At 73.8% G+C, this 21,900-nt stretch carries 10 protein-coding genes; 3 read left to right on the top strand and 7 right to left on the bottom strand.

Translation table 11 applies throughout. The features are described 5' to 3' along the window. Positions 1-6: 6 nt before the first annotated feature. From ACFWPS_RS40175 to ACFWPS_RS40160, 4 genes are all read right to left on the bottom strand, one after another. On the bottom strand, positions 7-528 hold the full coding sequence (locus ACFWPS_RS40175; RefSeq protein ID WP_089104900.1) for an MSMEG_0572/Sll0783 family nitrogen starvation response protein: 522 nt from the start codon (positions 526-528) through the stop codon (positions 7-9). Between the two features lie 62 nt (positions 529-590). After that, positions 591-1,406, bottom strand: a complete 816-nt coding sequence (locus ACFWPS_RS40170) for an amidohydrolase family protein (RefSeq protein ID WP_383715125.1) — start codon at positions 1,404-1,406, stop codon at positions 591-593. A 5-nt stretch (positions 1,407-1,411) separates the two neighbouring features. Continuing rightward, positions 1,412-2,728 carry an MSMEG_0569 family flavin-dependent oxidoreductase gene (locus ACFWPS_RS40165; protein WP_383715122.1) on the bottom strand — a complete coding sequence of 439 codons (1,317 nt, stop codon included), beginning with the start codon at positions 2,726-2,728 and terminating at the stop codon, positions 1,412-1,414. Between the two features lie 309 nt (positions 2,729-3,037). Further along, a complete protein-coding gene (locus ACFWPS_RS40160) occupies positions 3,038-4,288 on the bottom strand; it encodes a transposase (RefSeq protein ID WP_383715120.1) in 1,251 nt (416 codons plus the stop codon). A gap of 360 nt (positions 4,289-4,648) precedes the next feature. Between ACFWPS_RS40160 and ACFWPS_RS40155 the strand changes: the two genes are divergently transcribed. After that, positions 4,649-5,494 carry an SDR family oxidoreductase gene (locus ACFWPS_RS40155; protein ID WP_383715118.1) on the top strand — a complete coding sequence of 282 codons (846 nt, stop codon included), beginning with the start codon at positions 4,649-4,651 and terminating at the stop codon, positions 5,492-5,494. A gap of 164 nt (positions 5,495-5,658) precedes the next feature. Here the strand turns inward: ACFWPS_RS40155 and ACFWPS_RS40150 are convergent, their stop codons facing one another. Genes ACFWPS_RS40150 through ccrA form a run of 3 tightly spaced genes read right to left on the bottom strand, consistent with a single transcriptional unit; the run spans position 5,659 to position 9,951 of the window. After that, entirely contained in the window at positions 5,659-6,762 is a 1,104-nt protein-coding gene (locus ACFWPS_RS40150; protein ID WP_383715115.1) for a beta-ketoacyl-ACP synthase III, read from the bottom strand. Then, positions 6,759-8,552, bottom strand: coding sequence for a fatty acyl-AMP ligase (locus tag ACFWPS_RS40145; protein ID WP_383715112.1), 1,794 nt, complete (start codon positions 8,550-8,552; stop codon positions 6,759-6,761). The genes ACFWPS_RS40150 and ACFWPS_RS40145 overlap by 4 nt, the downstream gene beginning before the upstream one ends. A 49-nt stretch (positions 8,553-8,601) precedes the next feature. Further along, positions 8,602-9,951: a crotonyl-CoA carboxylase/reductase gene (gene ccrA, locus ACFWPS_RS40140; protein WP_383715109.1), complete on the bottom strand. Its 1,350-nt coding sequence runs from the start codon at positions 9,949-9,951 to the stop codon at positions 8,602-8,604. A 362-nt stretch (positions 9,952-10,313) separates the two neighbouring features. Between ccrA and ACFWPS_RS40135 the strand changes: the two genes are divergently transcribed. After that, the gene (locus ACFWPS_RS40135; protein ID WP_383715107.1) at positions 10,314-18,668 is read left to right on the top strand and encodes a type I polyketide synthase; all 8,355 of its coding nucleotides are present in this window, start codon (positions 10,314-10,316) and stop codon (positions 18,666-18,668) included. Between the two features lie 36 nt (positions 18,669-18,704). Then, on the top strand, positions 18,705-21,900 hold a 3,196-nt coding region (locus tag ACFWPS_RS40130; protein WP_383715103.1), incomplete at its 3' end, for a type I polyketide synthase.

Below are 21,900 nucleotides of genomic sequence, written 5' to 3'. Positions count from 1 at the left end.
GTCCCCTTACAGCTGGTAGGTGGAGTTGATGATGGCGCCCTTGCGCGCGTAGTGGATCAACGCGTCCTGGACGTCGAGGGGGTGGGTCGGGATGACGCCCTCGATGAGGTCCTCCTCGCGGGCGCCGTGCAGGGAGAGGCCGAAGCGGCAGCAGTAGACCTTGCCGCCCTCGGCGATGAACGTCTTGAGCTGGTTGTTGATGTTGTGCTCGCCGGGGAACGCGGAGTTCCCGGTGGTCGGGAAGCCGCGGGTGGCCAGGCAGTTGAGGGAGCCGGGGCCGTAGAAGTAGATGGCGGTCTCGAAGCCCTTGCGCAGGGCGCGGGTGGCCTGCAGGACGGCGACGAAGGACACGGACGACTCGTGCGCGATCCCGTGCACGAGGGTGAAGTAGGTCTCGCCGTTCTCGGCCTGGTAGTCGGGGAACACCTTGGTGGAGCCGTAGATGCTGGAGCCCTCGGGGAGGGACGGGTGCGGGATCTCGTCGAGGGACTTCTGCTCGACCTCGGTGAGTTCGACGGTTTCGGACATGGCTGTCTCCTTGTGCGAGGCGTTGACGGGAGGGAACGAGGAGGAACGAGGAAGAGGGGGAGTCAGTCGTAGAGCGCGGCGAAGGTGTCCCGGAAGACCAGGCCGCCCAGTTCGCCCCCGCCGATGGCGGTGGTCATCCGCGCGTACTCGCCGGTGAAGTCGCCCCAGGGCTCATCGCTGGCGAAGAGCACCCGGTCGTGGCCGAGGCCGCGGTGCTCGATCTCCCGGGCCAGCCAGTACGGCAGGAAGCCGATGGCCCAGGAGAGATCGGTGTAGACGCGCTTGCCGGCGGCGATCCAGTCGAAGAACCGGGAGCCGGCGAGCTTGATGTGACCGCTCATCCCGCCGCCGAAGTGCACCAGGTGGAGCGGCACCTGGCCGGCGTACCAGTCGACGAGGTGGCCGACCTCGTCGATGTCGGAGGCGGCGCCGGGCGAGGTGTGCACATGCACCACCAGGCCGTGCCGGGCCGCCGTGGCGAATATCCGGTCGAGCAGCGGGCGGCAGGCGGGGTCGGTGGCGCGGCCGCCGAGCAGGAAGCTCAGCTTGAGTGCCTTCACGCCCCGTTCACCGGCCAACGCCAGTGCCTGCTCGGTGCGTTGTGCGTCCTCCGGCCGGGGCGAGACCCAGAGCCCCGCGCGGAGCCGGTCGTCGGTCTGCGCGGCCTCGATCGCCAGCTCGTTGAAGGAGAAAGCCACCGCGGGATCCGGGACCCCGTAGTTCGGGATGACCAGGGCCCGTTCGGTGTCCTCGGCGTCCAGGTCGGCGAGCAGCTGCTTGACCGTGGCGCGGGAAGTGGTGTCGGGACGGACCGGCGGGCCGCCGTAGAAGGGGTACGCAGGGAGGACGCCGATGTGGCGGTGCGCGTCGAAGACCATGGGCGTCAGCCGATCGGGAGGGCGGCGGCGAGTTCGGCGGGCGCGCCGGTGAGCGTGCCGCACACGTCGGCCAGCCGGCGGGAGGCGTCGATGTGGCCCGCGAGGAACTCGGCGTCCCTGCCCACCGCCTCGAAACGGCCCGAGCCCCATGAGTACTGCCAGGGCAGCCCCAGGAAGTACAGGCCGGGGACGCTGCTGGCGCCCCGCCAGTGCATGGGATAGCCGCGGCCGTCGAAGGCGGGCACCTCGATCCAGCGGTGGTCACGGCGGAAGCCGGTCGACCAGACGACGGACGTGATGCCGGCGGCCGTCAGGTCCAGGGTGGACGGCTGCTCGGACGGCTCCCAGACCGGCACGTACCGGGGCTCCTCGGGGGCGGTGATGCCGTGCGCGGCGATGTGCGTGTCGATGGCGTCCTTGATGCCCTCGGCCACCGCGTCCGCATGGTCCAGGTTCGCTTTCAGGTCGTCGGCGAACTCCAGCCTGCCGCCGTCGATCCCGGTCAGCCGCCCGTGCAGGCGCATGCCGTCCCGGGCGAAGGCACGCAGGTCGATGTCGCGGCCGCCGTCGCGGCCGGTGACGTAGTGGTTGACGCGCATCCGGACGGCGCCTGCGTCGTCGAAGGCGTCGATCGGCTTGGCGTAGTGCCCCATGTCGTCCAGCCAGGCCACACAGTCCCGGCCCCGGTAGAAACGCGCCACGCGCGGGGCACCGCCGACCGCGAGGTGCACCTGACGGCCTGCCAGGTGCAGGTCCTCGGCGATCTGGCAGCCGGACTGGCCGGACCCCACCACCAGCACCGCGCCCGGCGGGAGCCGGTCCGGGCGGCGGTAGCCGGAGGAGTGCACCTGCACCACCGGCGCGGGCAGCCGCTCGGCCATCCGCGGGACCGCCGGGGTGTGGTACGGGCCGGTGGCCACCACCACCTGGTCCGCGGTGAACTCGCCGTGACTGGTGGACAGTTCGAAGACCCCGTGCGACGCACGGCGCAGCCCGGTCACCGTGACGCCCTCCACCAACGGGGGCCGGGAGAAGGCGACGTATTCCTCCAGGTAGCGCACGATCTCGTCCCGGACCATGAAGCCGTCCGGGTCGTCCCCCTGATAGGGGTGACCAGGGAGTCTGCACTGCCAGTTCGGGGTGACGAGGCAGAACGAGTCCCAGCGGCGCGCACGCCATTCGTGGCCGACCCGGTGCGCCTCGACCACGATGTGCTCGACACCGCGCTCGCGCAGGCAGTGGCTGACGGAGAGCCCCGCCTGTCCGCCGCCGATCACGGCCACCGGGTAGTGCGCTCCGGCCAGCCGCACGGCCGGGCTCATCGCGGGCTCCCGGGGGAGGGGGAAGGGGAGTGGCGGCGTCGGGTCTCGCCGTCGGGCCGGGGTATGTCGAGATACAGCTCAGGCATGAAGTCCTCCATGCGAGGGACCGAGGTGTGGCACCTCGCCGCTGCTTGTGGACTCCACTTCAGCCAGGCGGCATTTCCGGTCGAAGTCATCCGGAATAAACGGGGGTTACGCAGATCTCACTGTGCGTGATTGCCCCGATGCGTCGGGTTGCCTGTGAGGCAAGTCGGACCGGGGGCGCCGGTGCGTGAGTGACCGACCTGTGCGAAGACGGCGGTGGGCCGGTCAGTCGTGGTCGTCGGGACCCGGCGGTTCGGAGCGGACGCGGAGTCTGCGTTCCTCCTCGGCCGCCTTGCGCAGCGGGGCGAGCAGGTGCGGCCGGGTCACCGTCGTCCCGGAGGCACGGACCAGCGACTCGAAGGTTCCGGCCAGCGCCCACTGCTGGAAACGGTGATGGACGGTCTGCCAGGCGCCGTAGCGCGCGGGCATGTTCCGCCATGAACTGCCGGTGCGGAAGTGCCACATGACTCCGTCGAACTGATCGCGCAGTCCCTCCGGATACGGGCCGCGCTCGCCGAGCGGGAGCAGCGGTACGACTGCCTTCCACTGGTCGTCGGTCAGGCTGTCCCACGCCGTGCCATGGGCGTCGGCGACGGTGTCCGCCGTGGCTTCGGGGGTGGACGCGGTGAGGTCGACCAGGAGCGAGCGGACTGTGCCGACGATGTTCATGGCCATCGCCGGGTCGGTGCCCGGGCGGGCGTGGGCGCTCATCCGGATGGGGGGAGCCGGCGGCAGACCGGGGTACTCGACCAGTCCGTCGTGGCCCCGGCCCGTGGCCGCGAGCAGTGCCACGCCGAGTCCGGCACGGGCGGCCTCCAGTACTCCGGTCAGATAGCCGGCCTCGCAGATCACCGACGCGGGGACGGCATGCGCGGCGAGCACCTCCAGGGCCTGACGGCGGACCGCGCACGGCTCCTCGATCGCCGCCAGCGGTAAGGCCGCCGGAGCCGGTGGCGGTGTCCACCCCGGAGCCGCGTACCACTTCAGGGGCAGTCCGCCGACCGGAACGCCCTCGACGGCGACCGCCTCGGTCACGTACACGGCCAGGTCCACCGACCGGCGGTCCACGGCCTCGACGAGTCGGGCCGAGCGGTCGACGCGGAACCTCACCTGGCAGTTCGGCATCCTCTCGTGGACCGCGGCGGTGATCTTCGGCAGGACCAGGTCCGCTATGTGCTCGGCGGAACCGATCACGACGGTGGCCGACTCGGAGCCGAGCAGCCGGCGCGCCGCCTCGTCGTGCACGTCGAGGATCCGGCGGGCCTCGTCGAGGAGGAGTCTGCCCGCCGCGGTGAACCGGGCGGAGCGGCCGGCCCGCTCCACCACCGGCCGCCCGAGTGTCTTCTCCAGCCGCCGCACGTGCTGGCTCACCGCCGACTGGCTGAGCGTCAGGGACTCGGCCGCCCTGCGGAACCCGCCCTCGTCGGCGACCGCGACCAGACTGCGCAGCGCGATGATGTCAAAGACTGGTCTCATGACCGCACGCTAGCATCAACTGATAAGTATTTGAGATCATTTGGGAGTGCTGTTCCTTGTTGGGGCTTTGAGGCTGTGGGTTGTGGTCCGGTGGGGCTGTGAGGCTGTGAGGCTGTCGGGCTGTGGGGCGTCAATGGGCCGGGCGGCACTGCGGGGCGGTCGGGCCGACGTGTTGTCAAGTGGTTCGCGCAGGCGCGTGAAAGGTAGGGAAGGGAGCCGGGAACATAGGGGTTGGCCGGTTCCGGAGCCGATGTCACGGTGGGCGGGACGCCAGTTCCGGTTCCGCCCCTTGTGGAGGGACCGGAGTGGCTTCCCGCTCCCGCCCCCCCCGCGCGACCGCGCTCACCGGAAGAGACACCCATGACTGCCCTGCGCACCGTCCTTGTCACCGGCACCTCCTCCGGCATCGGCCTGGCCACCGCTGTCCGGGCCGCCGAGGCCGGCTGGCATGTCGTCGCCACCCTCCGCGAACCCGGCCGCGACGGCGCGTTGCGCGCGGCCGCCGAGGCGGCCGGGGTGACCGACCGCCTTCGCGTGGCCCGCCTCGACGTCACCGACTCCGAGTCCGTCGCCACCGCCGTGTCCGAAGTGGTCACCGGGTACGGCCGCCTGGACGCCGTGATCAACAACGCCGGTGTCGGGCAGCTCGGCACCGTCGAGCAGATAGGCGTCGAGGCCTTCCGGACCGCGCTGGAGGTCAACTTCTTCGGAGCGGTGGAGGTGACGAAGGCCGCGCTGCCGCAGCTGCGTGCCGTCGGCGGCAGGCTCATCGCCGTGTCCAGTCTCGGCGGCCTCATCGGCCAGCCGTTCAACGAGGCCTACTGCGCGGCCAAGTTCGCCCTCGAAGGCTTTCTGGAGTCGCTCGCCCCGGTCGCCGCGAGCACCGGAGTACGGGTGTCGGTGGTCGAACCGGGGCCGGTCGCCAGCGAGTTCGTCGCACATCTGGAGCCGTCCGTCCCCGGCCTGATCGAGAAGGCCGGCCCCTACGAGGCGGCGTTCAAGGCGTACTTCGCCACCACCGCGGGCCTTTTCGAGCAGGCGCAGAGTTCGGCCGAGGCGGCGGCCACGGTCGTCGACGTGCTCACCGCGGAGGAGCCGCCCTTCCGGGTCCAGACGTCCGACCTGGCGCGCGGGCTCGCCGGGATCAAACTGGCCGACCTGGACGGTTCGGCGGTCCAGGCGGTGACGGGGCCCTGGCTCATCTGAACACCGGATCCCCGGCAGGCCGGTTCGTCGACCGCTGGTTCGTCGATCGCCGGTTCCTCGACCGTCCGCTCCGGACCCATCGGCTCGTCGATCGCCGGTTTCCAGGCCGTCGGTCCCAGACGCGTCGGTCCCGTACCCGCTGGTCCCGTGCCCGCCCGTCCTGTTCAAGGCAGCGCCACCACTTGGGCCGCGTGGCCGAGGCCCGCGCCGAAGCCCACCAGCAGGGCCAGGCCGCGTCGCGGGACCGCTCCCCGGGCCAGCAACTCCTCCATGGCCAGCGGAATCGACGCCGCCGACGTGTTGGCCGTACGGACGATGTCACGGGCCACCACCACATGGGGCGGCAGCCGCAGCGCGGCCGCCGCCGTGTCGACGATGCGCAGGTTGGCCTGGTGCGGGACGAACGCGGCGAGATCGGCGGCGGCCACGCCCGCCGCGCCGAGGGCCGCGCGGGCCACCGCCGGCACCGTGGCCACCGCCCACCGGAACACCGCGGGCCCGTCCATGCGCAGTGTGGGCGTCGCGGCGACCGGCGCGCCCGGGACTGGCCAGGGCCGGGAATGGGCGATGGCCTCGTGGCGGTCGCCGGCGGAGCCCCAGACCACCGGGCCCATCCCCGGCTCCGTCGCCGGACCGACGACCACCGCGCCGGCACCGTCGCCGAAGAGGAAGGCCGTGCCACGGTCCGTGGGATCGACGATGTCGGACATCCGTTCCGATCCGACCACCACGACGTGCCGGCTGTTGCCCGACCGGATCAGGGAGTCCGCCGTGGCGAGCGCGTGGACGAAGCCCGCACAGGCGGCCCCCACGTCCAGCGCGCCGGCCGCACGGGCTCCGATCCGGTGGGCGACCCGGGGAGCGGCCGGGGGCGACTGCTCCAGCTGGGACATGGAGGCGAGCAGCACGGTGTCGACCGCGTCGGGTGCGACGCCCGCCTGTGCGAGCGCCTTGAGCGAGGCGGCCGTGGCCATCTCGACGACCGACTCGTCCGGCGCGGCGAAGCGCCGGGTGGCGATGCCCGACCTGCGCCGGATCCACTCGTCGCTGGAATCGATCGCCACCGCGACCTCGGCGTTGGACACCACCCGCGCGGGCCGGTGGGCCCCGACGCCCAGGATCCTCGAACCGGGGACCGCGGCGGGACCGCGCAGCCCCCGCACCTCCGTCCGCTCCCGCACCTCCGTCCGCTCCCGGGCCTCCGTCCGCTCCCGGGCCTCTGTCGGCTCCCGGGCCTCCATCCGGGTCTGCGCCGGCACGCCGGTCATCGCGGACCCCCGGCGCCGGGCACCACAGGCGTCCCGAACTCACCGGCCAGAAAGCGCCGGCGCGTCTCCCGCCGCTGCACCTTCCCGCTGGACGTCTTGGGCAGCGCCCCCCTCCTGACCACCAGGATCTCGTCGGCCGTCAGCCGCTGCCCGTCCAGCACCGCCTCCCGGACCCGCTCGCGCAGGCCTTTGGCGCCGCCGTCGCGCAGTGCCCGCCCGTCGGCCTCGACGATCACCACCAGCCGTTCGGCGGCCCCGTCGTCCACGGAGAACGCCGCCGCGCAGTTGGGACGCAGCGCCGGGTCGGCGTGTTCCGCCGAGACCTCGATGTCCTGTGGGTAGAAGTTGCGGCCCTTGCGGATGATGACGTCCTTGAGCCGACCGGTCACGAAGAGCTCGCCGGCATGGACGAAGCCGAGGTCGCCGGTGCGCAGCCAGGTGGCGGTCTCCTCCGCACCGGCCAGGCGGACGGCGAACGTGCCCCGGCTCTCCTCCGGCCGCCCGTGGTAACCGTCCGCGACGCACGGGCCGTTGACCCATATCTCGCCGACCCTGCCGTCCGGAAGCCCGGTCAGCGTCGCGGGGTCGGCGATGCGCACCGAGGTGTCGCCAGCCGTCGTACCGCATCCGACCGCGTGCACGACCCGCACGTCGGCCACCGGATCCGCAGGGTCCTCCCCCGCCGGGAGCGGTTCGACGCGGCCCTCGCGCAGGGCCTCGGCGTCGAGCCGGAGCAGGGTGGGTTCCCGGTCCTCCGGGCTCCCGGTGACCTTGAGGGTGTTCTCCGCCAGCCCGTAGCCGGGGCACATCGCCTCGGGCCGGAAACCGGCTCCCGCGAACGTCCGGGTGAACGCGCGCACGACGCTCCACCGCACGGGTTCCGCCCCGTTCGCGGCCACCCGCAGGCTGGACAGATCCAGTCGCGCGGGCACGCCGTTCTCGGCCGCGTCCCGTACGCACAGCTCGTAGGCGAAGCTCGGCGCCGCGGTGTGGCTGCCGCGGAACCGGGAGATCGCCTCCAGCCACCGGGCGGGCCGGCGGATGAACGCCTCGGGCGCCATGAGGTAGGCCGGGATACCCGCCCACAGCGGCAGGACGACGCCGAACAGCATCCCCATGTCGTGGAAGAGGGGCAGCCAGTTGACCACGGCACTGTCCGGGCGGCAGGGCCACAGCAGATCCGTCTCGGCCGCGTTGGCACGGAAGTTGGCGTGGCTGACCCGCACGCCCTTCGGGTCGCCGGTGGAGCCGGAGGTGTACTGGAGCAGGGCGGTGTCCTCGGGCCCGGCCGACGGGCCGGTCCACTCCGCGCCCGGCGTGGGAGATGGCTGCGACTCGGTGTCCAGCAGGGTGAGTCCGCCCAGTTCGGGGGTGGCGCCGAAGCGCTCCTGCAGGTCGCGTCGGACGGTCGCCGTGGTGAGGACGGTGGTCGTGCCGGCATTGTCGGCGATGCGCCGCAGCCGGGTCAGCCCCCGAAGCCGGGTCGGCACCTGCACGGGAGCAGCGGCGATCCCCGCGTACATGCAGGCCAGCAGGGTGATGACGAAGGCGGGACCGGACGGGTGGAGCAGGATGGCGGCGCCGCCGCGCAGCCCGGCCGCGTCCAGCTCGGCGGCCCGGGCGCGCGCGGCCTCGTCGAGCTGCCGGTAGGTCAGGGTCTGCGCCGGGGTCTCGCCGTTGTGCAGGAAGACGTAGGCGACGGCGTCGGGCTGGGTCCTGCTGCGCAGCCGCAGCACTTCGGGGAGGGTGGGCAGCGCGGTCGCCGGAGGGGCGAGGGCGGTGGCGGTCATGGGCGGCGGTCCTCTTCTCGCTGTGGTGCGGTTCGGCGGTCCGGCCCGCTCATCCCACGCGGGCAGGCTGGTCGGTGGACCGCAGCGGGCTGAGCCATTCCTCGCCGAGCGCGGCGCGGGCCTGGGGGTCCGTCACCCCGAGACCGGGAGTGGGGGCGAGTGCGAGCACACCGACCTTGCCGGTGTGGCCGTTCGTCTGCACCAGGCGCGCCGCCTCGCCGACCTCGGCGAGGGGATACACCTCGGACAGGACGGGGGCCACGCTGCCGAGCTTGAGCAGCCGCATCATCTCCGCGGCCTCGTTGAGGTTCATGCCGTGGCTGCCGACGATGCGCTTGAGGTTCATCCAGAAATAGCGGTTGTCGAAGGTGTGCTGGTACCCGGTGCTCGACCCGCAGGTGACGACGGTGCCGCCCCGGCGTGCCACGATGACCGAGATCCCGAAGGTGGCCCGGCCCACGTGGTCGAAGACGATGTGCGGATCCTCGCCCACCTGTGACCGGACGGCCCGTCCCAGCCGCTTCGCGGCCTCCACCGTGTCCGCGCCGGCTGCGAGTTCGCCGCCGATGCCGATCTCCTCGCGATTGATCACCACATCGCAGCCGAGCCGCGCCAGCAGCTTCGCCTTCGCCTCGGAGTTGACCACGCCGACGGGTATGCCCCCGCCGTTCTTGACCAACTGGACGGCGAAGGCGCCGAGCCCACCGGTCGCGCCCCAGATCAGAACGATGTCACCCTGCTTGATACGGGCGCCCCGGTCGCTGACCAGCATCCGGTAGGCGGTACCGCCGCACAGGGGTATACAGGCGGCCTCCTCCCAGGTCAGATGGCCGGGTTTGGCCAGGAGCTGGCTGGCCCGCACGACGGTGTAGTGCGCCAGGCCGCCGAAGTTGGTCTCGTACCCCCAGGCCTTCTGGTCGGCGCCGAGCATGCCGTCGTGGTGGGTGACGGGGTCCTGGTCGTCCACGACGGCCGCGTTGACGGCCACGTGGTCGCCGACCTTCCAGCGGCGGACGCCCGCCCCCACCCGCACGACCACTCCGGCCGCGTCCGAACCGACGACCTGGAACGGCTGGTCGTGCCGGGCGGCGTAACCGCCGCTCCTGGCGAAGCGCTTGAGCGCGTTGAACGTCGACACCGGCTTGAAGGTCGCCGACCAGACCGTGTTGTAGTTGACGGAGCTGGCCATCACGGCCACCAGCACCTCGTCCGGGGCGAGTTCGGGCATCGGCACCCGGCCCACCCGCAGCGAGCGCCGGACGTCGGCGTCGGCCTCGCCGTCGAAGAGGCCGACGTCCTCCTGCCGGATGTGCGCGGCGACGAAATCCGCCGGAACGGGAGCGCGTTCCAGCTCGTCCGCGGAGGCTCCGCGGAGAACCGCATCGGTCAACGCATCCATCTGTCATTCCCCTCGGATCATGCGAATCAAGGCACAGTCGAACGTTTACGGCAAACGCTATGGGGGGTCAATTTCGCTGGGGAACCCCTAAATCCGCGGTCTAGGGGGGCAACGGAATATCGGCGTCCCGGGTCCGGGCGGCTTGCTCAAGTTGCAGGTGGGGAGCGATCGGAGAGGTTCTAGGGGGAGGGTAGGGGTCGGTCTGGAAAGCGTTGCCGGGCAAGGATGTGAGAGGCGGTCGGCCGGTAGCGGACGGAAATTCAAGTCGCTTTCCTGCTGTCCCCGGAAACCGGGAAATGGCGCCGGGTGCAGAGTGCCGCAGGGATATCGGTGAGGAATTCGAGAGGGGTTCGGCGGATACAATGACAAGGCAGGCTGACACACACGCGGCCCGGACGGGCCTCGACGCGGTCGCTCCCGTCGCCGTGATCGGACTAGCGTGCAGGCTGCCCGGCGCGCCCGATCCGGACGCCTTCTGGGACCTGCTGCGCAGGGGCGGCAGCGCGATCGGCCCGCCACCCGCGGACCGTCGGCCGCCCCTGACTCCCACGCGGCGCGACACGGAGCACGCCGACGACCCAACGGAGCACGCCGACGGTTCCACGGATCTGCCGGTCGGCCTCCGCGGTCTTCCGGGCGGTGTGACCGGTCTCCCGGGCGGTCTCGGCGGTCCCAGCGGTCTCCCGGGCGGATACGTCGACGACGTCGACCACTTCGACGCCGATTTCTTCGGGATCTCCCCGCACGAGGCCGCCGAGGCGGACCCGCAGCAGCGGCTCGTCCTCGAACTGGCCTGGGAGGCGCTGGAGGAGGCCGGCATCGTCCCCGCCCGCCTCGCCGGTACCTCTGTCGGCGTCTACGTCGGTGCCATGGCGTACGACTACGCGACCCTGCGCCACCGCCCGGACACCGCCCCGCTCACCCGCCACACCCTCACCGGCCTCAACCGCGGACTGCTCGCCAACCGGGTGTCCTACACCCTCGGACTGCGCGGCCCCAGCCTGACCGTCGACTCCGCCCAGTCGTCGGCCCTGGTCGCCCTGCACCTCGCCTACCGGGCGGTGCGCGACGGGGACTGCGCGCTCGCGCTCGCCGGCGGGGTGAACCTCAACCTCGCTCCCGACAGCACCTCGGCCGCGGCCCGCTTCGGCGGGCTGTCGCCCGACGGCCGTTCGTATCCGTTCGACGCCCGCGCCAACGGCTATGTGCGCGGGGAGGGCGCCGGCCTGCTGCTCCTCAAACCGCTCGCCAGGGCGCTGGCCGACGGCGACCCCGTGCACAGCGTGATCCTCGGCAGCGCGGTCAACAACGACGGAGGCGGCGCGGGACTGACCGTACCCAGCGCCGACGCCCAGCGGGACGTCCTGCTCCGGGCGGCCCGGCAGGCCGGGATCGACCCGCGCGAGGTGCAGTACGTCGAACTGCACGGCACCGGAACCCCGGTAGGGGACCCGGTGGAGGCGGAGGCGCTCGGCGCCGCGTACGGTGCGGCCCGCTCCGCCGACGAACCCCTGCTGGTCGGGTCGGTGAAGGCCAACGTCGGACACCTGGAAGGAGCGGCGGGAGTCGCGGGCGTCTTCAAGACGGTGCTGAGCCTGCGCCACCGGCAGTTGCCCGCGACCCTGAACCACGAGACGCCCAATCCGCGGATCCCCCTGGACGCGCTGCGCCTGCGGGTACAGCGCGATCTCGGTCCCTGGCCGCGGCCCGACCGGCGGTTGGTCGCGGGCGTGAGTTCCTTCGGCATGGGCGGCACCAACTGCCATGTGCTGCTGGCCGAACCGCCCGCCGTCGACACTGCTGCCGTCCGCACCGCCGACACCGTCGATGCCGGCAGCACCCGCGCCCGTACCCGTGCCGCGTTGGCCGCCGCCGTCGTACCCTGGCCCGTGTCCGGTGCCACGCCCGCCGCGCTGCGGGCGCAGGCCGAGCGGCTCGCGGAGCACGTCCGGGCCCGGCCCGACCTCGATGCCGGCGCCCTCGGGCACGCGCTCGCCACCACCCGGACCCGGTTCGCCCACCGCGCAGTGGCACTCGGAGCCGACCGGGAGAGCCTGCTGGGCACGCTGGACGCCCTTGCGGCCGGTGCGCCCGCTCCAGGCGTCGTCCTGGGCCACGCGCCGGTGCGCACCGCCGCCACCGTCGCCTTCCTCTTCCCCGGCCAGGGCAGCCAGCGAGCCGGTGCCGGCCTCGAACTCCACCGCACCGCCCCCGCGTTCGCCGATGCGCTGGACGAGGTGTGCACGTTGTTCGACGCCCACCTCGACCGGCCGCTGCACGGGATCCTCTTCGCCAAGCCCGGCTCGCCCGACGCCGAGCTCCTCGACCGCACCCAGTACACCCAGGCGGGCCTCTTCGCGCTGGGCACGGCGCTCTACAGTCTGCTCGAACGGCAGGCCCCCGCACCGGACTTCGTCCTCGGGCACTCCATCGGCGGGCTCACCGCCGCGCATGTCGCCGGTGTGCTGTCGCTCCCGGACGCGGTCGCCCTCGTCGCGGCCAGGGGCCGGCTGATGGCCGAGGCCCGCGCGGGCGGCGCGATGATCGCCGTGGAGGCGACGGCAGGTGAAGCGGAAGAAGTGCTCGCCGACTACGCGGGCCGGCTGGCGCTCGCCGCCGTCAACGGCCCGCGCTCCGTGGTGGTGTCCGGCGATGCCGAGGCGGCGGAGGAGGCCGCCGAACGGTTCGCGGACCGTGGCCGCCGGACGCGTCGGCTGAAGGTCAGCCACGCCTTCCACTCACCGCACATGGACGGCGCTGTGGCCGAGTTCCGCCGGATCGCCGCGACGCTCGCCTTCAACCCCCCGGCCCTCGGCGTGATCTCCGACGTCACCGGCCTGCCCGCCGGTCCGGACGAGCTGACCTCGCCCGACTACTGGGCCGAACACATCCGGCGCCCGGTGCGCTTCCACGACGCGGTACGGCAGCTGGCCGCCCAGGGCGTCACCGCCTACGCGGAACTCGGCCCCGGCAACGTCCTCACCGCTCTGACCCGGTCGAGCGCCGGCCGGCCCGCCGCGGTGATCCCGCTGCTGCGCCCGGGGGCGCCCGAGCCGCTCTCCCTGCTCACCGGACTCGCCGAACTCGACGTGGCGGGCGCCGACATCGACTGGTCGGACGCCCTCGCGGGACGGCCCCGCGAGCGGGCGCCGCTGCCGACCTACGCCTTCCAGCGCCGGCCCTTCCGGTTCGCCACCGCGGAGGGGCCCACGGGCGGTGGGGCCGCGGGCGGTGGGGCCGCAGTGCCGGAGGCCGTCGGATCCGGTGCCGCCGGGGCCCGGCCGCCCGCAGAGCCCGAGGCCGACAGCGTCCCGACAGACAGCACGCCCCCCACCCGCGCCGGGTCCCCCCGCCCTCGGCCGGAGACCGTGCCGTCGACGGCGGAGATCGTTCCCGATGGTGCGGCGGCGGACGCCGACCCGCTCGCGCTCGTCCGTGCCGTCGCCGCCGACGTCCTCGGGGCCACACCGGGCCAGGAACTCGACCCCGGGCGGACGTTCAGGGAGCTGGGTCTGGACTCGCTGGGCGCGGTGGAGTTCGCGGACCGGCTGTCCCGGGCGACCGGGCGATGGCTGCCGCCGACGCTGACCTACGACCATCCCACCCCGCTCTCTCTCGCCCGGCACCTGGCGGCACAGACCGGCGCCACCAGCACCGGCACCAGCACCGGAAGCGCTGCCGCCCCCTGGTCGGCGAAGGCGAAGGCGAAGGCGAAGGCGAGGGCGAAGGCGACGGGGACGGCCGAGGCCGAGGACGACCCGGTCGCCGTCGTCGCCACGGCCGGCCGCTGGCCCGGCGGCGCCGACACGCCGGAGCGGCTCTGGGACCTGCTGGCGTCGGGGACGGACGCCACCAGCGGCTTCCCGGTCGACCGTGGCTGGGACGAGGACCTCTACGACCCCGAACCGGGCCGGCCCGGCCGCTCCTACGTGCGCCGCGGCGGATTCCTGCACGAAGCCGACCGGTTCGACGCCGACTTCTTCGGGCTCTCGCCCCGCGAGGCCGAGGCGACGGACCCGCAGCAGCGGCTGCTGCTGGAGACCTCCTGGGAACTGCTGGAGCGGGCCGGCATCGACCCGGCGGCGCTGCGCGGCAGCCGTACCGGTGTCTTCGTCGGCGCCACCCAGCAGGAGTACGGGCCCCGGCTGCACGAGGCCACCGGCGACGCGGCGGGGTACCGGCTCACCGGCGCTGGTGTCAGCGTCGCCTCCGGCCGGATCGCCTACGCCCTCGGCCTCGAAGGGCCGACGCTCACCGTGGACACCGCCTGCTCCTCGTCGCTCGTGGCGCTGCATCTCGCGGCCCGGTCCGTGCGCTCCGGCGAGTGCGCCCTCGCGCTGGCCGGCGGCGTGGCCGTGATGGCGACCCCCGGCATGTTCACGGAGTTCAGCAGGCAGCGCGGACTGGCCCCGGACGGCCGGTGCAAGCCGTTCGCCGCCGCGGCCGACGGCACCGCATGGTCGGAGGGCGTCGGCCTGGTGCTCCTTGAGCGGCTCTCGGACGCCCGCCGGGCCGGCCACCGGGTGCTCGCCCTGATCCGGGGGAGCGCCGTCAACTCGGACGGTGCCAGCAACGGCCTCACCGCGCCCAGCGGCCCTGCCCAGGAACGGGTCATCCGCGAGGCACTGGCGGACGCCCGCCTGGCCCCGGGTGACATCGACGCCGTGGAGGCGCACGGCACGGGCACCGCCCTCGGCGACCCCATCGAGGCGCAGGCGCTGATCAACACCTACGGGCGCGGCCGGCCCGCCGGACAGCCGCTGCGGATCGGCTCCCTGAAGTCCCACATCGGCCACACCCAGGCCGCGGCCGGGGTCTCCTCGGTCATCAAGGTGACCGAGGCCCTGCGCCACTGCCTGCTGCCCGCCACCCTCCACGTGGACCGTCCCACCCCGCACGTCGACTGGAGCAGGGGCACCGTCGAACTCCTCGTCCGCGACACCCCGTGGCCGGCCGCCGACGGCCCGCGCCGCGCCGCCGTGTCCGCGTTCGGCATCAGCGGCACCAACGCCCACCTGATCCTCGAAGAGGCGCCACCCGAGCCCGCCCGGCCCGAACGACCGGATCGCGCCGCGGACCTCCCCGTCCCATGGATCCTGTCGGCACGTACTCCGCGGGCACTCCGGGACCAGGCCGCCCGGCTGGCCGCGACGCTCGACGCCTCGGCGCCCGGAGAACCCGACCAGGCCGAGGTGGGGCACGCCCTCGCCCGCAGGACGCTCTTCGACCACCGCGCCGTGCTCGTGGGCCGTTCCCGGGCCGGTCTGCAGGCCGCTGTACGGTCCCTGTCCCAGGGGGAGACCGCCGACGCGGTCGCAGGAGCCGCAGCAGTCGTACGCGGCCGGTCCGCCGCCTTCGGCAGGCTGGCGTTCCTCTTCACCGGGCAGGGCAGTCAACGGCTCGGCATGGGAAGGGAGTTGTATGCCGCCCACCCGGCGTTCGCCGCCGCCTTCGACACGGCCTGCGCCGCACTGGACGAGCACCTGGGCACCCCGCTGCGGGAGATCGTGTTCGCGAGCACGGACGCGGACACGGTGTCCCCGCCCGACTCCGACCTGAGCCGCACCCGCTACACCCAGCCGGCGCTGTTCGCCTTGGAGGTGGCGCTGTTCCGGCTGCTGGAGTCCTGGGGCGTGCGCCCCGACGTCGTGGCCGGACACTCCGTCGGCGAACTGGCCGCCGCGCATGTCGCGGGTGTCCTGAGCCTCGCGGACGCGGCCACGCTGGTGGTGGCCCGGGGGCGGCTGATGCAGGCCCTGCCCGAGGGCGGAGCCATGGTGGCCGTCGAGGCGACCGAGGACGAGGTGCGCGGCGAACTCGGCGGACTGGAACGGTCGGTGGGCATAGCGGCCGTCAACGGCCCGTCGGCGGTGGTGCTGTCGGGCGCGGAACCGGCCGTCCTCGCGGTGGCGGAGCGGTTCCGTGCCCGGGGCCGCAGGACCGGCAGGCTCCGCACCAGCCACGCCTTCCACTCCCCGCTCATGGACCCGATGACGGCCGAACTGGACCTGATCGCCGGCGGACTCGCTCATCTCCCGCCGGACATCCCCCTGTTGAGCGCCCTCGACGGCACCCTCTTCACCCCCGCGCGGCCGATCCCGCCCGGCCACTGGGCGGCCCACGCCCGGGGCACCGTGCGCTTCCTGGACGTCGTACGCCGGCTGGAGGCAGTCGGGGTCACCGCGTATCTGGAGTTGGGCCCCGATGCCGTGCTCACCGCCCTGGCCCAGGAGGGTCTGGGCGGCGGCGGTGAGGACGAGGACACCCCTGCGCCCGCCCTCGCGGCGACGCTGCGCCGCGGCCGTCCCGAACCGGAGACCCTACTGACCGCGGTCGGCGCGGTGTATGCGCGGGGCGCCCACGTCGACTGGAGCGCAGTCATCGGCCTGTCGGGCCCCGGCCGGGTGGCGCTGCCCACGTACGCCTTCCAGCGCCGCCGCCACTGGACGCCCACGACCGAACCCCGGCCGGACACGGCGACCCGGACCGACGACGGCGGGTTCTGGGAACTGGTGGAGCGCGGGGACGCCGGCCCCCTCGCAGGCACGCTCGGCATCACCGAATCCGCCCAGCGCACGGCCCTGGACTCCGTGCTGCCCGCGCTGGCGTCCTGGCGCGGAGAGCGGAACCGGGCTGCCGAGATCGACAGCTGGCGCCACCGGGTGCGCTGGCAGCCGGTGGCCGTCCCGGAACCCGGCACCGTCCGCGGCGGCCGTTGGCTCCTCCTGCTGCCCGAGCGGACCGATGACGGTGCGAACGGCGCACACGGTGTAGACGGCACAAGCCACGCAGGGCCCCACGAAGCATGGGCGCTGCTGCTGGCGGCGGGCCTCACGGACCTCGGCGTACGGGTCGACCGTGTCCCCGTGCCGGCCGGCCGCCTCGATCGCGCGTCCCTCGCCGCCCTGCTCGCCGAGGCGGTCGGGCACGCACTCGACGAACCTGTGACCGGCGCACTGTCCCTGCTGTTGCTCGACGACGACCAGGAGCCCGGACCGCCCGCCCTCCCGGGCGCGTTCGCCACCGCCACGGCGCTCGTCCAGGCCTGGAGCGGCACGGGCACCGACGCCCCGCTGTGGGTGCTCACCCGCGGCGCGGTGACCACCGGCACCGGCGACCGGCCCGCCGACCCGGCCGCGGCGCTGGTCTGGGGGCTCGCCGCGGTGGCGGCCACGGAGGTGTCCGGCTGGGGCGGTGTCGTCGACCTGCCCGAACGGGCCGACACAGGCGCCGCCGCCCGGGTGCTCACCGCCGTCACCGGCCCCCACCGGGAGGCCGAACTGGCCGTACGGCCCGAAGGGCTGCTCGCCCGGCGCCTGGTGCCTGCCCCCGTGCCCCCGGCCGGCGCCGGGGAGCGGACGCCCCGATGGAGGCCCCGGGGGACGGTCCTGGTCACCGGCGGGACCGGAGCGCTGGCCCGGCACACCGCGCGCTGGCTGGCCCGCGCCGGCGCCGACCACCTGCTGCTGCTCAGCAGAAGCGGCGCCGATGCCCCGGTCGCGCAGGCGCTGCGGGACGAACTGACCGCGCTGGGCGCCCGCGTGACGTTCAGCGCGTGCGACGTCGGGGACCGCGAGGCGCTCGCCCGGGTGATCGCCTCGGTGCCCGAGGAACACCCTCTGACGGCCGTCGTGCACACCGCGGCCGTCCTCGACGACGCCCTGCTGGACGCGCTCACACCCCGGCAGATCGAACGCGTCCTGCGGGTGAAGGCGCTCGGCGCACACCATCTGGACGAGCTGACGCGTGATCTCGACCTGAGCGCGTTCGTCCTATTCTCCTCGGCCACCGCCGTCCTCGGCGCACCCGGGCAGGCCAACTACGCGCCCGGCAACGCCTATCTGGACGCCCTCGCCGGCCGGCGGCGGGCCGCCGGGCTGCCGGCCACCTCCATCGCCTGGGGGCTGTGGGCGGGCGACGGCATCGCCGGAGACGGGGCCGCCCGTACGGTCGAGCGGCACGGACTGCTGCCCATGGCGCCGGAACTCGCCGTCGACGCCCTGCGGCAGGCCCTCGACCGGGACGAGAACCAGCTGGTGGTGTGCCGCGCCGACTGGGCCGCCCTGGCGGCACTGCGGCCCCACCCCCTCCTCGAAGCCCTCACCGGCGCCACCGCGGCCGACCGCGCCGCTCCCGACCCTGACCACCAACCGAACGGCCTCCGGCAGGAGTTGGCGAAGGCGGCGAACGAACACGACCGGCGCCGGCTGCTGCTCCGCTTCGTATGGACGCAGGTCGCCGAGGTGCAGGGCGGCCGGTCCGCCGACACCGTGGACGTGCACCGGGGCTTCAAGGAACAGGGCTTCGACTCCCTCACCACCGTCGAACTGCGCAACCGGCTCAACCGGCGTACCGGGCTCACCCTGCCCACCACCGTGGTGTTCGACCATCCCACGCCCCAGGCACTGGCCGACCTGCTCCATGAACGGCTCGCCCCGGCGGACGCGCCGGATGCCTCGGACGCCCCAGGACCGGCGGCGGGAGCCCGGGCGGACCTGGCAGCCCAACTCGACCGCTTGGAGGCCCTGTTGGCGGCGTTGCCGCCCGACGCCCCCGAACGGGCGGACGCCACGGCCAGGTTGCTCGACCTGGCGGCCGGCGCTCCTGCCCCGAGGGCCGGTCACGCCGGGCCGGACGACGACGTCACGGCGACGCTGTCCACCGCGACCGACGACGAACTCATCGACTTCATCGGCAAGGAACTCGGCATCTCCTGACCCGGGGGACCGGGCACGCGCACGAAGGGCGGATTCATGAACGACAGCCGGATGCGGCACCTCCTGGAACGGGTCACCGCCGAACTCCACGAGACCCGCAGGAAACTGCGCGAGGCCGAGGACGGCGGCCGGGAGCCCATCGCCATCGTGGGGATGGCCTGCCGCTTCCCCGGTGGCATCGACTCGCCGGAGGATCTGTGGCGGCTGCTCCAGGAGGGCGGCGAGGTGGTGGGCGACTTCCCGGACGACCGGGGCTGGAACACGTCCACGCTGTTCGACGCCGACCCGGACCGGCCCGGTACCTCCGCCACCCGGCGCGGCGCCTTCCTCGCCGAACCCGGCGCCTTCGACCCCGACTTCTTCGGTATCTCGCCCCGCGAGGCGCTGGCAGTCGACCCCCAGCAGCGGCTGCTCCTGGAGACCGCCTGGGAGACCTTCGAACGAGCGGGCATCCGGCCCGACACCCTGCGCGGCAGCGGCACCGGTGTCTTCGTCGGCACGAACGGCAACGACTACGCACCCCCGCCCGGCGCAGTCCCCGAGGACCTGGAGGGCTACATCCTCGTCGGCAACGCGGCGAGCGTCGCCTCCGGACGGATCTCCTACACCTTCGGGTTCGAGGGGCCCGCCGTCACCGTCGACACGGCCTGCTCCGCGTCGTCGGTGGCCGTGCACCTGGCGGTCCGGTCGCTGCGCTCGGGGGAGTGCGACCTCGCCCTGGCGGGCGGGGTGACCGTGATGAGCACCCCGGCCACCTTCGTGGAGTTCTCCCGGCAGCACGGCCTGTCGGCGGACGGCCGCTGCAAGGCCTTCGCCCGCGCCGCCGACGGCACCGGCTGGTCCGAGGGCGCCGGACTGCTGCTCGTCGAGCGGCTCTCCGACGCCCGCCGTCTCGGACACCGGGTCCTTGCCGTCATCAGGGGAACGGCGGCCAACCAGGACGGTGCCTCGCACGGTCTGACCGCCCCGAACGGCAGCGCCCAGCAACGGGTCATCCGGCAGGCCCTGGCCGACGCCGGGCTGACCGCCGCACAGGTCGACGCCGTGGAGGCGCACGGCACGGGCACCACCCTCGGCGACCCCATCGAGGCGCAGGCGCTGCTCGCCACCTACGGACAGGACCGCGAGCACGGGCGCCCGCTCTGGCTCGGCTCCGTGAAGTCGAACATCGCGCACACCCAGGCCGCCGCCGGAGCGGCCGGCATCATCAAGATGGTGCTGGCCATGCGGCACGGCCTGCTGCCCAGGACCCTGCACGTGGACGAACCCTCCCCGCACGTCGACTGGGCCGCCGGCGCCGTCTCCCTGCTGACCGACCACCGGGCCTGGCCGCAGACCGGACAACCCCGCAGGGCCGGGGTGTCCGCGTTCGGCATGAGCGGCACGAACACCCACGTCATCCTGGAACAGGCCCCGCCCGAGCCCGACCCCGCCGCCACCGACGGCTCCACCGACCGGGACGGCTCCACCGGTCCGGACGACTCCGCCCACGGCCCGGACGACACCGCCGCGCCGCCGCTCGTCCTCTCCCTCTCCGCCCGCACCCCGGCCGCGCTCACCGCCCGGGCGGCCGCGCTCGCCGCCTACCTGCGCACCGCCGACCGCCCCGACCTCGCGGCCGTCGCCGCCGAACTGGTCCGCGGGCGGACCTCGTTCGAGGAGCGCGCGGTGGCCGTCGGCACGGACGCGGACACCCTGCTCACCGGGCTGGACGCCCTCGCCGCCGGCGAGCCCGCACCCGGCCTGGTGCGCGGAAGCGCCGGGAGCGACCCGCGTACCGTGTTCGTCTTCCCCGGCCAGGGCTCGCAGTGGATCGGCATGGCCCGCGAACTCCTCGACACCTCAAAGGTGTTCGCCGACTCCGTCGCCGCCTGCGCCGACGCCCTGGCCCCCCACACGGACTGGTCCCTGGCGGACGTCCTGCGCGGCGCCGGGGACGCACCCGGCTACGACAGGGTGGACGTCGTACAGCCCGTGCTGTGGGCGGTGATGGTGTCCCTCGCGCGGCTGTGGGAGTCGTACGGGGTACGGCCGGACGCGGTGGTCGGGCACAGCCAGGGCGAGATCGCCGCCGCCCACGTGGCCGGTGTCCTGTCGCTCGACGACGCGGCACGGGTGGTGGCGCTGCGCAGCCGGGCGCTCGGCGCGCTGTCGGGCGGCGGCGCAATGGTGTCGCTGGCGCTGCCTCTGAAGGAGGCCACCGACGCGATCGCCCCGTGGGCGGAGCGGATATCGGTGGCCACGGTCAACGGCCCGTCCGCGGTGGTGGTCGCGGGAGAGCCGGCGGCCCTGGACGAGCTGCTCGCCGTGTGCGAGCGGGAAGGCACCCGCGCCCGCAGGATCGCGGTCGACTACGCCTCCCACTCGCCCCAGGTCGAACGCATCCGCGACGAGCTGCTGACCGTCCTCGCCCCCGTCACCCCGCGACCCGCGCGCATCCCCCTCCTGTCCACGGTGACCGGCGACTGGCTCGGCGCCACCCCGATGGACGCCGCCTACTGGTACACGAACCTCCGGCACACCGTCCTGTTCGAACCGGCCGTCCGGAAGCTGTTCGCCGAGGGCCACGACGTCTTCGTCGAGAGCAGCCCGCATCCCGTGCTGACCACCGCCGTACAGGAGACCGCGGAGGCCGCGGGCGCCGGGCATGTCTCCGTCACCGGGTCGCTGCGCCGCGACGAGGGCGGACCGCTCCGCTTCCTGACCTCCGTCGCCGAGGCACACGTCCACGGCGTCGAGACGGACTGGAGCCCGGTGCTGGGCGGGGGCCGGACGGCCGTGGCGGACCTGCCCACGTACCCGTTCCAGCGGCAGCGCTTCTGGCTCACGCCGGCCGCCGGTACGGCGGTGGACGCGGCCGGTCTCGGACTGCGTCCCGCACGGCACCCGCTGCTCGGCGCGAGTCTGCGACCCGCCGAGGGCGACGGCCTGCTGCTCACCGGCCGGCTGTCCGCGCAGACCCAGCCCTGGCTCACCGACCACACCGTCCTCGACCGGGCCGTCGTACCGGGCACCGCCCTGCTGGAACTGGCTCTCCGGGCCGCCGACGAGGCCGGCAGCGACACGGTCGACGAACTGGTCGTCGAGACCCCGCTCGTCCTCCCCGCCACGGGCGCCGTCCGGATCCAGGTCTCCGTCACCGGACCCGGCGAGGGCGGCCGGCGCGCGCTGACCGTCCACTCCCGGCCGCAGGACGCACCGGACGGCACCGACTGGACCCGGCACGCCTCGG

The sequence above is a fragment of the Streptomyces sp. NPDC058457 genome (genome assembly GCF_042720695.1).
Lineage (GTDB): Bacteria > Actinomycetota > Actinomycetes > Streptomycetales > Streptomycetaceae > Streptomyces.
The sequence above is the reverse complement of the archived record's forward strand: the minus strand, read 5'-3'. Positions and strand labels throughout refer to the sequence as shown.

Bases quoted from the DNA above. Each gene is read 5' to 3' on its own strand.
- ACFWPS_RS40175 (WP_089104900.1), bottom strand. From the start codon at position 528: ATGTCCGAAACCGTCGAACTCACCGAGGTCGAGCAGAAGTCCCTCGAC.
- ACFWPS_RS40170 (WP_383715125.1), bottom strand. From the start codon at position 1,406: ATGGTCTTCGACGCGCACCGCCACATCGGCGTCCTCCCTGCGTACCCC.
- ACFWPS_RS40165 (WP_383715122.1), bottom strand. From the start codon at position 2,728: ATGAGCCCGGCCGTGCGGCTGGCCGGAGCGCACTACCCGGTGGCCGTG.
- ACFWPS_RS40160 (WP_383715120.1), bottom strand. From the start codon at position 4,288: ATGAGACCAGTCTTTGACATCATCGCGCTGCGCAGTCTGGTCGCGGTC.
- ACFWPS_RS40155 (WP_383715118.1), top strand. From the start codon at position 4,649: ATGACTGCCCTGCGCACCGTCCTTGTCACCGGCACCTCCTCCGGCATC.
- ACFWPS_RS40150 (WP_383715115.1), bottom strand. From the start codon at position 6,762: ATGACCGGCGTGCCGGCGCAGACCCGGATGGAGGCCCGGGAGCCGACA.
- ACFWPS_RS40145 (WP_383715112.1), bottom strand. From the start codon at position 8,552: ATGACCGCCACCGCCCTCGCCCCTCCGGCGACCGCGCTGCCCACCCTC.
- ccrA (WP_383715109.1), bottom strand. From the start codon at position 9,951: ATGGATGCGTTGACCGATGCGGTTCTCCGCGGAGCCTCCGCGGACGAG.
- ACFWPS_RS40135 (WP_383715107.1), top strand. From the start codon at position 10,314: ATGACAAGGCAGGCTGACACACACGCGGCCCGGACGGGCCTCGACGCG.